This is a genomic window from Butyricimonas hominis (genome assembly GCF_014287455.1).
Lineage (GTDB): Bacteria > Bacteroidota > Bacteroidia > Bacteroidales > Marinifilaceae > Butyricimonas > Butyricimonas muris.
Genome location: NZ_JACOOH010000009.1, coordinates 160,567 through 173,273, shown reverse-complemented (window position 1 = coordinate 173,273; position 12,707 = coordinate 160,567). Strand labels below are relative to the sequence as shown.

Annotated in this window: 9 protein-coding genes; 6 read left to right on the top strand and 3 right to left on the bottom strand. The window is 45.3% G+C overall.

Annotated elements, in window-relative coordinates:
* Nucleotides 1-11 precede the first annotated feature (11 nt).
* Together H8S64_RS18915 and H8S64_RS18910 are read left to right on the top strand one after the other, a co-directional pair.
* Nucleotides 12-977 (top strand): hypothetical protein, encoded by a 966-nt coding sequence (locus H8S64_RS18915; RefSeq protein ID WP_186978225.1) that lies wholly within the window; start codon nucleotides 12-14, stop codon nucleotides 975-977.
* A gap of 129 nt (nucleotides 978-1,106) precedes the next feature.
* Nucleotides 1,107-2,303 carry a TlpA disulfide reductase family protein gene (locus tag H8S64_RS18910; RefSeq protein WP_186978223.1) on the top strand — a complete coding sequence of 399 codons (1,197 nt, stop codon included), beginning with the start codon at nucleotides 1,107-1,109 and terminating at the stop codon, nucleotides 2,301-2,303.
* A 71-nt stretch (nucleotides 2,304-2,374) separates the two neighbouring features.
* Here H8S64_RS18910 and H8S64_RS18905 read toward each other — a convergent pair whose 3' ends face one another.
* Nucleotides 2,375-4,807 carry a bifunctional UDP-N-acetylmuramoyl-tripeptide:D-alanyl-D-alanine ligase/alanine racemase gene (locus H8S64_RS18905; protein ID WP_186978221.1) on the bottom strand — a complete coding sequence of 811 codons (2,433 nt, stop codon included), beginning with the start codon at nucleotides 4,805-4,807 and terminating at the stop codon, nucleotides 2,375-2,377.
* A gap of 458 nt (nucleotides 4,808-5,265) precedes the next feature.
* On the opposite strand from H8S64_RS18905, the gene H8S64_RS18900 reads away from it, so the two are divergent.
* Nucleotides 5,266-5,775, top strand: a complete 510-nt coding sequence (locus tag H8S64_RS18900; RefSeq protein WP_186978219.1) for a hypothetical protein — start codon at nucleotides 5,266-5,268, stop codon at nucleotides 5,773-5,775.
* An 11-nt stretch (nucleotides 5,776-5,786) separates the two neighbouring features.
* Nucleotides 5,787-9,128, top strand: a complete 3,342-nt coding sequence (locus tag H8S64_RS18895; RefSeq protein WP_186978217.1) for a golvesin C-terminal-like domain-containing protein — start codon at nucleotides 5,787-5,789, stop codon at nucleotides 9,126-9,128.
* 12 nt (nucleotides 9,129-9,140) lie between these two features.
* Here H8S64_RS18895 and cls read toward each other — a convergent pair whose 3' ends face one another.
* Nucleotides 9,141-10,610, bottom strand: a complete 1,470-nt coding sequence (gene cls / locus H8S64_RS18890) for a cardiolipin synthase (protein ID WP_186978215.1) — start codon at nucleotides 10,608-10,610, stop codon at nucleotides 9,141-9,143.
* 41 nt (nucleotides 10,611-10,651) lie between these two features.
* Between cls and prmC the strand changes: the two genes are divergently transcribed.
* Nucleotides 10,652-11,506: a peptide chain release factor N(5)-glutamine methyltransferase gene (prmC, locus tag H8S64_RS18885; RefSeq protein WP_186978213.1), complete on the top strand. Its 855-nt coding sequence runs from the start codon at nucleotides 10,652-10,654 to the stop codon at nucleotides 11,504-11,506.
* 31 nt (nucleotides 11,507-11,537) lie between these two features.
* Nucleotides 11,538-11,999 carry a regulatory protein RecX gene (locus H8S64_RS18880; RefSeq protein WP_186978211.1) on the top strand — a complete coding sequence of 154 codons (462 nt, stop codon included), beginning with the start codon at nucleotides 11,538-11,540 and terminating at the stop codon, nucleotides 11,997-11,999.
* On the opposite strand, the gene H8S64_RS18875 is transcribed toward H8S64_RS18880, so the two are convergent.
* Nucleotides 11,973-12,692 (bottom strand): Crp/Fnr family transcriptional regulator, encoded by a 720-nt coding sequence (locus tag H8S64_RS18875; protein WP_186978209.1) that lies wholly within the window; start codon nucleotides 12,690-12,692, stop codon nucleotides 11,973-11,975. The genes H8S64_RS18880 and H8S64_RS18875 overlap by 27 nt on opposite strands.
* Nucleotides 12,693-12,707 lie beyond the last annotated feature (15 nt).

The following is a 12,707-nucleotide window of genomic DNA, read 5'->3' as shown; positions in this document are numbered from 1 at the left end:
ATACTATAGATATGAAAAGTAAATATATATTGTTATTAGGAATGATCGTTTCATTCATTGCATGTCATGACGAAGATTCTTTGAAATCGGAATACGAGTATGACGGACCAATCCCGGCAATTGCTGACGGACCTTCCGAGGCGCAGAAACTGTGTTATAGTTTGTATCAGAAGTATGATTTGCATACTTATTATACTTTGGCCGGTGACGAAGCATTACGAACTCCGGTGGGGTGGACTCAGACGGCTATGTTTGAGTATTATGCCGAATATTATAACCCGGATATTTATCCGATGCAGGCTGCGGACGAGATGACTTCGGAATCTTTTTTGAAGTTAATGATAAAGTTTCTCGATCTTTTGCCGGAGGATTTAGCAAAAAGTATTTCTAAACGCCATGTTTTGGTAAAGTGTAATCTTGTGCAAGACGACTATTATCTTCCTTGGCCATTGACTATTGCTTACACGGATGAAGCTCAACAGGGAATTATTTATTGGGGGGATATGACTGATGAAATCGGAGAGCAATTGGATTTGTGGAAATATAGTATAACTTCTGCTTATTTTGAAACGAGGACATCAACATATTTTCATAACTATTTGCCTGTGCCGAGTGAATTTGCAAATGTAAGTGCCGGAAAATATTTATATGATTATACAACGGACGAGGAGCAATCAGAAGTATTTGATAATCTGTTCACGGAAGATGGTGATTTGAATATGGATTTTCTCATGAGCAATGGTTTTGTGGATCCTTTTGGAATGATTAAATCCGGCTCCGATAAATATCAGTTTCTTGATATGACAACTTATGCGACGTGGATTGTTAATAATCCTTTAGAGGAAAGACAAAATGCATTGGATAATTATCCATTGGTTAAATTGAAATATGATTTAACGATAAAGTACTATAAAGAGAATTTGAAGCTTGACTTGGAAACTTTTGGCAAATCCTGGTTAACGGTAACTATTGACTAGATGCAAGAACGGGTTTTCCTATTTTTGATTTAAAACAAATACGGTAATGTTGTTGCAAATGAGAAATAAGATACAGAAGATCAATATATTGATGGAATTTTTAAGTAATAAATTTGAAAAATGAATGGAATGAAAATACTGTATGGGATTATTTGTTTAGGTTTGTTTGTTGCATGTCAACAAGAGGTTGGTTACCGAATTTCCGGTTCAGTACCGGGAACTCCTGACGGGATAAAGGCATATTTATATGATTGGGATACCCCGGTGGATTCTGCCGTGGTGAAAGATGGTAAATTTGTATTGAAAGGGAAAGTGGATGTTCCTGTGCGTTATCAGTTATGGATTGATCTGTCGCCTGAATTGAAAGAGGATTATGAGAAAGATTTACGTGGAACGGATATCTTCATAGATAATACGAATATTCGCTACGATAGCCCCTCTATTGATTCTTTGCCTTCAAGATTGAGTTTCAAGAGGAAAGTGAAAGGAATGGTGACTATTACCGGTTCTCCTGCGCATGATTTGTATATGGGCTTCCAGAAAGAATTGGAGCCGTACGGGGTAAAGCATAATGAAGCATGGAATAAGTACTTGAAGGTTTACCATCTCCCGGCTCTCGACGGCGTGTTTAACACCCGCGAGGGAATCGCTTTGGTGCGGGAGATGCAGGATGCTCAAAAGGGAATGGAACAAATGCAGATGAATTTTGTGAAAACCCATTCTAATTCGCCCGTGGCGGTAGATGTCGCACAAAATATAGTATTTGGCGGGACTCTCTCGAAAGCGGATATGGATAATTTGTTGGCAATTATTGATGCTTCCTTGCATGAAACTCCGGCGTACAAGCAATTGAAAGAGTTCGTTGAGACTCTCTATCCTACAGCTATTGGAGAGAAATACACGGATATTAACTTGTTGGACGAGAACGGCAAGGAGGTGAAGTTGTCCGATTACGTGAAGCCCGGGCAATACAATATGGTGGAGTTTTGGGCTTCTTGGTGCGGTCCCTGTCGGGGAGAAATACCTCACTTGCGCCACGTGTACGATGTCTATGGAAAGGGGAATGACGGGTTGAATATGATCAGTGTTTCGATTGATGAACGGGATAAAGATTGGAAAAAGGCTCTTCAAGAGGAAGGTATGAAATGGATACAGTTGAATGATAATAAGGGATGGTCGGGTGACGTGGTAACAAAATATAAAGTGAATGGAGTCCCTTTCTGTTTGATCCTTGATAAAGAAGGAAAGATTATCGCTCGTGAAGTGCGAGGGTCAGAATTGGATATTGTATTGATCGACCATTTGGGAGATCGTTATGAAAAATAATAGTTTCTCGTAAACATGCAGCGGAAAACCCTTCCCGGTTCTAAAAGAGAACATTGGGAAGGGTTTTGTTTTTATTCCTTGTAATATACCCGTTTTACGCGGTGGGAAATACCCGTGAGAATTTCATAAGGGATGGTTCCCAGTTGTTCTGCCAATTCGGTGACGGGGATGTGTTTCCCGAATATTTCCACTTCATCACCGATGGTGGCATCCGTGTCGGTGACGTCGATCATGCAGGTATCCATACAGATATTCCCGATGATGGGTACCCGTTTCCCTTTCACGAAGACGTGTCCGACACGATTGCTCAAGTGGCGGTTCAGACCGTCGGCGTATCCCACGGTAATGACCGCGATACGGGAGGGACGGGTGGTAAAGCTTTTACGACCGTACCCGATGGATTGTCCTTCCGGTACTTCCCGGATAGAGGAGATGTATGTCTTGAAACTGCTCACGGGTTGGAGGGGGGCATTGGTGGCACTGATCCCGTGTAGTCCGATGCCGAGGCGCACCATGTCAAAATGGTATTGCGGAAAACGTTCGATACCTGCGGAGTTCAAGATATGACGCCATATCTTGTAATCGAATCGGGCTTGTATATGTTCCGTCATACGCTCGAATAACTGGATTTGACCGAGCGTGAATTTGTCGTGTATCGTTTCGTCACTTCCGGCGAGGTGCGAGAAGATCGACCGGATATAGACGGAGCGTTCCGAGCGGAAGAAGTCTAACAACCGGGGTAAATCTCTCTCGTCAAAACCGGAGCGGTTCATGCCCGTGTTCAGTTTGATATGCACGGGAAAACGTTTGATGCCGTGTTTTGCCAGTGAACGGTTGAAGTCTTCAAGAATATCCAAGGCATATATTTCCGGTTCGAGGTTGAACATGACCATATTATCGAACGCCTCCCGCTCGGGATTCATCACGGCGATGGGAATGGTAATTCCTGCGGCACGTAATTCAATGCCCTCGTCCGCGAATGCCACCATGAGATAGTCCACTCGATGGTATTGCAATAGAGAGGCAATTTCCCGGGAGCCGCTTCCGTACGAGAACGCTTTCACCATGACGGCGATGTGCGCGTCGGTCAGGGAACGGAAATGATTCAGGTTATGAACCATGGCGTCCAGATCGACTTCCAGTATCGTACCGTGGGATTGTTTTTGCAGGAATCCGGCGATAAACTCGAATTGGAATACCCGTGCCCCCTTAATCAGAATGACCTGATCTTTGAAATTCTCCCGTTCTTCTTGGCGCAGGAAATGTTCCGTGTCCTCGTAAAAGCGGGAATTGGGGGCGAAGTCATGGCGGTGGTCACTTAAATGTTTCCCGATACCGATAAATAGTGAAACATTGGCTTGTCGTAGCGTTTCGGCAATGGAAGGATATAAATCGTCGGCTTCTTTGCCGGAATCCATGAAATCGGAAAGGATGACTACCCGTTCTTTCGAGGTGTCTTGTGTAGCCAGAATGTTTAAGGCTAACTGAAACGAGGAAGGATCCGAGTTATAGTAGTCATTCACGAGCGTACAATTATTGATGCCTTCCTTGATTTCAAGGCGCATGGCTATTGCCGAAAGTTGAGCTACCCGGGAAACGATGATTTCGGGGGCGTATTTTTTCAGCAGTAAAACGCAGACCGCGTTCATGCAGTTCTCGAATGACGCGATGTCGGCGAACGGGATGTCGAGAGTGAACGACTGTTGCCCGTGTGTAACTTTTACTTCCCGGTGGTCGAGAGCAATATTCACGGTCTGCACCTGTACGTCGGCTTCAATTTCTTCGCTCCACGTGAAGAATGAAGTGGTGGTTGGTACTTGTGTGCGGATGAATTGCATGACATTTCCCGCTTGTCCGATCACCCACCGGCACGTGGTGAACAGGCGGGCTTTTTCTGCCAGTTTCTCTTCCCGGGAAGAGAAATTCTCGTCGTGGGCATCACCCAGATGCGTGAATATCCCGATATCCGGACGAATCATATGTTGGAGTCGTTGCATTTCTCCCTTTTGGGATATACCTGCCTCGATAATGGCGATGTCTGCTTTCGTGTCGATTCCCAGCAAAGAGAGCGGCACGCCGACTTGCGAGTTGTAACTCCGGGGACTGCGATACACGGCGTGGTCGTTAGCCAATAATTGATATAACCACTCTTTCACGACAGTTTTGCCGTTACTTCCCGTGATACCGATCACTTCCGCCCGTGATTGTTGGCGATGAAAGGCAGCCAGTTGTTGTAGGGCAGTCAGGACATCTTTAACTAGGATGAAATTCGCTTCCGGAAGATGGTCGAATTCTGCCCGGTATTCACTGATAACGAAAGCCCTTATTCCATCAGAGTAAAGCGTTTGTATGTAATCGTGACCGTTGTGGTTATTCCCTTTTAGTGCAAAGAACAGCGTATGCTCCGGGGTGATGATAGAACGGCTGTCAATGCTGTATTCCGTGATTTCGACCGGAATACCTTGTCGTAATTCTCCTTCTATGATGTCGGCAATCTCTTTCATAATTGAAAATTGAAAATACACCAACAAAGCTACGGATTTTAGGTTTTAGATTTTAGATTTTAGAATGGAAAATTTAGAGAAATGATGATTTGATATGAATATACATTTTTGTCCCGTGATGTCCTGTCCGGTCGCGTGTGTTACTTTTGTGCTGGGGAAATACCGGGGTAGTAATTGGGAAATAAGGGATTAAAGCCGAGTTATAGCCGGGTAATGACCAAGATACAACCGAGTGGGAACGGTTTTGTCGAGAGTTTAATTTATGTATGACGGGAGAGTAAGCGTTTATCATTCAGTGGTTACCTTGGAATTTCCCTTGGATATAGGGATGATGTATACTATTTACGTGTGAATATGCATAAATATTGTTGTGAATGAAAGATATATTATTTATTTTTTGTAAATTTACAACAGTGAGAGATTTGCGCCAGCGTTTGTATTAATTTAAAATGACGGTTATGAAAACGATTATTTTTAAAGGAATGTTCGTCCTGACGATGATGTTCGGGATGATGGTAAGTAATGCTTTTGGGTATCAAGTGCATGAGGGAGATTGGTGTTCTGCAAGTGTGATCATCGGGAAAACCGGAGAAAAAGTGCATCCGATTTATTGGCGATTGGAAAGTTTTGTACCGTTCAAATATGGGCAACAAGAGGCGGATTTTCGGATAGAAGTTAGTCCCGGTTGTATTCAAATGACATTTATAGTCTCCGGGGAATATGAAATTTCTGTAAGCGGAGATGATTTGAACATAGAAATAATCTATATAGAGGTAGATACACTTCCGAAAGGACAAAATCCTGAAGCTATTATTTTCCGGGATATACGTTTAGGAGTGGCTCGTCCTGATCGAATGTTTAGTTGTCAGACGGATAGTCGGGGTAATGAACCGGAAAGTAATTTATTATCGTGGCGTCATGGGGTGGAAGCAGTGAAGCCTGAGGAATTAAGATTATTGAACGTGTAAACAGTTAGAGTATGAAACTGCTTGATATTGGCATCGTTGCCCGTTACGAGGCGTTGGTGGTGAGCCGGGGATTTGTGTTTCGCTTTTTAGCGGTACTCGTATTAATTGGGATTACTTTTTTGCAAATCAAATGGCAGAGCGATTTTAATCTTGGGGATTGGTATATGATGGCAATGAGTTCTTATATGCCTTTTGTGAATGCTTATTTGTTCAATATCGTGCAGACGCTTTTTGTTGTTTTTGTGGTGATAGATCTGCCTCGCCGGGAAGATCGGTGGGGCGTTGTCGAGTGTATTCATTGCCGCCCGGTGGATAACGGTGATTATTTTATCGGAAAGACAATCGGGGGTATGATGGTTTTTCTTTGTTTAGGGGGACTGTCTGCCATTCTTTGTTTGTTTATAAATCTTGTTGCCAGTGAATCTCCATGCAACCCCTTGTTGTACTTGTTTTATTTTTTCACGTATACGCTGCCTACTCTCGTGTTTTGTATGGGGTTCTATGTGTTTTTGGCTTTCATGGTCAGGAACAGGGGATTGGTGATATTTACAGGAGTGGCGTTGTGGTACGCTTCCTTGACCGTGTTGCCCGGTTTTTGTCATGGGGCGTTGGATTTTTCGGGAAGTGCATTGCCCAATCTTTTCTCGGGTGTGACCGGACACCCGGGATTAGGAGGGTATCTATTGCATCGGCTGTCTTTCTTGGCAGGAGGAGTAGGGTTTATGTTCTTGGGTGTTTTATTGATGAAAAGGCTGCCGGACAGACTGGGTGGTAGTAAGGTATTAGGACGGGTAGGAGTGGTCCTTCTCTGCTTCGGGATATTGGCAGGTGGCGTGAGGTTAAGTGAGTTTTGGCGAACGGATGCGGTGCGCGAAGCGTATCGCCGAAGTTATGACCGTTACCGGGATGCTGCAACTTGCCGTGTGTCGAATCATGCTATAACGGTGCGGCAGGATGGGGAATTTTTGACGATGGAGAGCGAGATGGTATTGTGCAATGCCGGGAAAGATGCACAGTCCCGTCCGGTAGTGTTTCTGAATCCGGGATTGCGGGTGACTCGCGTGGAAGAGAACGGGAAGGAGTTGCCTTTTTTGCGGGATAACCAAGTGTTGTCGGTGGAACGGCAGCTTGGAGCCGGTGATAGCGTGAAATTGCGGTTGGAGTATCACGGGATGATTGACGAGAGGTATGCTTACTTGTATGTTCCCGACGCCTTGTATTATGATACGAGGCGCGAACATTCGTTGTTTTGTTTCGGAAGTCGGTACGCGGCCGTGAGTGATCGTTTTTTGTGGTTGCTTCCGGAGTGTGGTTGGTATCCGGAAGCGGTGGTGCGGGAGCCTCGAAGCGAAAGATTGGTGAAGACGGATTACACGAGTTTCCGGTTGAACGTGATTGCTCCCCGGCAACGGGTGGTTTTGTCGCAAGGAGAGCGAAGTCTCGTTCGCGATACATTGAAATTTCACACTCCCCGTCCGTTGGAAAGAATTAGCTTGTGCGGGGGGGATTATCGTTGCAGAACGGTACAATTGAGCGGTTTTAAGGTAGAGTTGTATAATTTTCGGGAAGAAGATGTTGTCCCGAAGTTTTTTTCCCGATTGGGCAAGCGGGCTGTTGCACAAGAGTTGGAAAGATATTTAAAAGGTTCGAGGGGTTCTGAATATGCTGCTAATAGTGTTTTACAAAGACTGAACAGGTTCGATTGGTGTTATTCCCCGGAGAGTCGTTTAATATTGACGGAAATTCCTTTATCGGCAACTTCTTTTCGACATCAGGCTGAGAACCGAAGTGGCTTGGTGCAACCCGGGATGTTGTTTTTGCCGGAACGGGGGACGAAAGAAATTAGATTGCCGGCTCCTGCCGCTCATAAACGATATTTTTTGAAGAGAGGGGCGGAATCGTCGTATAATAGCGAAAAGAAGCTCGAAGAAGTGATGTTTAGTTCGATAATATCTTCTCTTGGGCAGGCTAGGAGGTGGAACCCGTTTATAAACGGGCATGTTTTTCGTGCTCCTGCCCGGATTCAAGAGGAAAGTTTGTTGAGTGATTATGAAGATCTTTTGGTCAAACCGGCAATATATATACATTCGGAGCGTTTCCCCGTGTTCGACCAGATTTACCATACTTGGATTCAAGAGTTCAGGAGTGCTTATCGGGAAGTTAATCGTTCGATGGACGAACGGGAGATACTCGTGTGGAATTATATACAGACGCATAGCTTGGAGATGGCTGTTCGAGATAAAAATATGAATGATTGGCTGTGGCGGCAAATTTTGAGTATAAAGGCGGAAGAACTGTTTCATTTGATGGTTCGAAACGCGTCCGGTGAAAGGGTGGAAAAAGTTATTGACAATTTTTGGCGGAAGCACACGGGAGTGGTTCCCTTGGAGCGGTTCTTGTCCGAGATACGGGATTCGCTGGGGATAAACTTAAGCGAGAGCCTGGAGCAATGGTATTTCTCGGTACGTCCGAACGTGATATATCAGGTTAAAGACGAGAAGGTGCTGATATACAGTGATGATGTAGTAGAAAAATGTATAGGGGAATTTAAGATTCGGAATTTGGGCGACGTCGCGGGTAACGTGACCGTTATGTGTAATAAAAGTGGGTATGGTGTCGATTATTTCAATGTTTTGTTGAATCCGGGTGAATGTAAACTGGTACGATTGCCTATGACGTGGGGACGTGCGATGTATATCAGTATGGGGATGTCACGGAATTTGCCGAGATATATAGAAATCAGTGCTGCTCAAAGTAATGGGTGGGGATTATATAAATACGGGATGACAAAAGATTCTTGTCGCGGGGTGTTTTCTATCGGGATAGATGATTTTGAAGAGAATGACGGTGAGATTATCGTGGATAATGAATCACCGGACTTTTTCGTGACGGATTTGCCGAAAAAATGGTTGAAGAGGTTATTTGCCAATCCGGAGAAGCCTGTTTCCCGGTCAATGTTTTGGAGGGATAAGAACCCGGATGAATGGTTGCGTGCTATCGGAAATTCGTATTACGGGGATACTTTGCGTAGCGTGTATTTTAAACCGGGAGGGGACGGGCGTTGTAAAGCCGCGTGGAAAACCCGACTTGAAGAAGCCGGTAAGTACGAGATATTTGCGTTGGCTCATTATACGTATCGAAATGAGAGGACTCCAATCCCGTATTATTACACGGTTGAGTGCGGAGGGGAAGAAGAAGAAATCGTTTTGACTATCGATGGTCGTCAGCGAGGATGGGTGTCTTTGGGTAAATTCAATCTCCCCGCGGGGGAAACGGAGGTGACCTTGAGCGATCGGGGTGAGCCGGAGAATTTTATTATTGCCGATGCCGTGAAATGGGTAAAAGTAGAATGAGGTTTTCCGTTTTTACAGCAACGGTGCGAAAAGGCGGGCGAGGGATTCGCGGATTTTATCTCTTTTGGGACGGAATTTCCATTGATGGAGGCTGACTTCGTGGCTTTCTTTCAAGTCGTTGAGGAAGTCGGAGCCGAGTTGGCGACTGACGTTACGGTCGTAGAGGATGAGGTTGACCTCGAAGTTTTGCTCGAAGCTGCGGATGTCCATGTTGGCGGTACCGACGGTGGACACGAGGCCGTCCATGACGATTACTTTACTATGGTTGAATCCTTTGCGATACTGGAATACCCGGACGCCGGCTTCCAGCAGTTCTTCGATATAGGAACGGGTGCACCAGTAGGTCAGCAGGGAATCCGATTTGTACGGTATCATGATACGGACATCGACTCCACTCATGGCGGCGGTTTTCAGCGAGTTGATGGTAGTTTCCCCCGGCATGAAATAAGGTGTGGAGATGAAAACGTATTTTTTCGCCATGTTGATAAGCGTGAAATAAGCCTGTTGGATGGAAGTCCAGTCGCTGTCGGGCCCGGAAGCCACGGTTTGAATCACCACGTTGCCGTCCGCCTTTTTGTTCGGGAGGTATTCCGCCTTGTTCAGTAGAAGTTCCTGCCGCACGAAATACCAGTCGAAAAGGAACACGACTTGAAGCGAGGTAACGGCTTCTCCTTTGACTTTCAGATGGGTGTCGCGCCAGATTCCGATGCCGGGTAACCCGTACAGGTAACGGTCCGCGAAGTTCAGACCGCCGATGAATCCGGTGTCACCGTCAATGACGATGATCTTGCGGTGATTGCGGTAGTTTGCCTTGTTGGTGAACAAGGGAAAACGCACGGGAAGGAACGGGTAAACCTGTATGCCTGCTTCCCGCATTTCACGGATATAGCTTTTGGGTAATTGCCATGAACCCACGTCGTCGAAAATCACTCTGACCTCAACGCCTTCTTTCGCTTTTTGGATTAAGAGGCTCTTCAATTTGTCGCCGAGTTCTCCTTTCTCGATGATATAATATTCAAGATGGATGTATTTTTTAGCTTTGGCTATGGCTTTGAAAATAGAACCGAAAGTTTCTTCCCCGTTGTTCAGAATCTCTGCCGTGTTGTTGCGGGAGAGAAGTGCTTTGCTGTTATTGAGGAGCAAGGTCATCAAGGGCTTCACGGCTTCCATGTCGGCTTTCTTTAGTAGTTCGGCTTTCTGGATGCGTTGTTTTTGGTCTTCGCTCATGTACTGCAACCACTTGAAGTCACCTAATCCTTTCATGGAGAACATCTTGACCTTGCGATAGTTCATGCCGAAATAGATATAGAACAATAACCCGAAACCGGGTGCGAGCACGAGCACGAGTATCCACGCCAGAGTACGTACCGGATTTCTGTTTTCCAGTATAATCGTGTAAATGATAGCCAAAATAGCCAATATATATAACACGACACCCACGTCCGCCACTATGTTTACCCAGTTCGCCAAATTAATTTTCAATTTTCAATTTTCAATTTTCAATTAAACCGTATCTTTGTTTTATGAATACGATGTTTAATTTACAGCAATACGCATTACAGGAACTAAAAGATACCTACAATGAGCATGAAATAAAATATTTGTGTTCACATCTTTTTTGTAAGATGTTGCATTGTACAAATATAGAAATACATCTTAATAAATACGAATTATTGGAGAAAAGGTTTGTTGATAATTTTGTGGCGATGGTGGCGGAATTGAAGACAAACAAACCGGTTCAGTACGTGTTGGGAGAAACAGAGTTTTTGGGTGTTGATATTCAGTTGAATAACGAAACGTTGATTCCGCGTCCCGAGACGGAGGAGTTGGTGATGTGGGTTGCTGGAAGTGGTTTACGCGCGGGAGCCAAGGTACTCGACGTGGGAACCGGAAGCGGATGTATTATTATAACCTTGGGTAAAATGATACAGGGATTGGAGTTGCATGGTGCGGATATTTCCGCGGAGGCAATCCGTCAGGCGAGAGAGAATGCCCGGATAAACGGGGTAGAGGTGCATTTCTATGAAAGGGATATTTTGCGGCATGAAACGTGGGATTGGCCGGATTTTGACGTCATCGTGAGTAATCCTCCTTACGTGCGAGTTTCGGAGAAAGCTTTGATGCATGAGCGGGTGTTGGGGTATGAGCCGCATCGGGCGCTTTTCGTGGCGGATGAAGACCCGTTGGTATTTTATCGGGTAATAGCGGAATTCGGGCGTTCGCATTTGAAATCCGGAGGACTCCTGTTTTTCGAGATCAATGAGGCTTTCGGGAAAGAGATGATCGATTTACTTTCGGGTATGGGATACCGGGAAGTGGAGTTACGGAAAGATATTCATGACAGGGACAGGATGATAAAAGCGAAATGGACGAAGTGATTCAATGATTTACGATTTTAAATTTGATTAAGTGGACGCGAAGAAGGCTTTAAATATAGTGGCGGGGCAATGCAGTAAGAAAGAATATTGCAGTGCTGACGTGTTGGCTAAATTGCGGCGTTGGGAGTTGCCGGAGAAAGATATCGCGGAGATTATGGCATTTCTGGTGAAGAATAGATTTTTGGATGATACCCGTTTTGCCGAGGCCTATGCCCGGGATAAGTTCCGTTTTAATCGCTGGGGAAAACTGAAGATCGCACAAATGCTGCGCCGGAAACAAGTTGCAGATAGTGTTATTGGGCAAGCGCTTGCCGCGTTACCGGAGGAAGATACGGATGCCACCTGTATGGAGTTATTGCGTCAGAAGAACAAGAGTATAAAGGACGAGGATCCTTATAAGCGAAAAGCTAAACTCATTCGTTTTGCCCTGAGCCGGGGCTTCGAGTACGAAACGGTTAACCGGTGTTTATCCCATCTCGCTCACTTTCTCTAGGGCGTCCATGTCCGTGATCTTGATTTGCTTGCCGGAGAGTTCCACGATACCTTCCGAGGCAAAGTTGGATAGCGTGCGGATGGCATTGGAGGTGGTCATGTTCGACAAGTTGGCGATATCTTCCCGCGAGAGGCAGATTTTTAACGTGCTGTTGTCATCCTCGAACCCGTAGGTATCTTTCAGCACGAGTAGGGCTTCTGCCAGACGTCCGCGGATGTGCTTTTGGGTGAGGGTTACCGTGCGACGGTTGGAGAATCCCAAGTCCGTGGCAAGTGCCCGGATAACGTTCATGGCAACATCCGAGTTGCTGCGCACGATACCGAATACCAGTTCGGTTTTCATGATACAGACGATAGAATCTTCAAGGGCTTCAGCCGAGGCAATATGGTTTTCCTCGGCGAAGAAAGCCCGATAGCCGATGAAACCCACGGGCTTTGCCATGCGAACGATTTGTTCCCTGCCGGCGATTCCTTTTTTCATGATCTTGGCTTTTCCGGTGATAAGACAAAGCAACCCGAAAGGTTTATTGCCTTCCTCGTATATCAGATCGCCTTTCCGGTACATTTTGCAAATGGTGGTCTGGCGAATGATACTTTTACTGCTTTCGTCAAGATTGGCAAAAAGAGAGTTGGGACTGTCAATGCAAATGTTGCAATATTTTTTATGTAATTCTTTGTCTTTAATCGTTCTCATGGCTTGTTCTTTGTC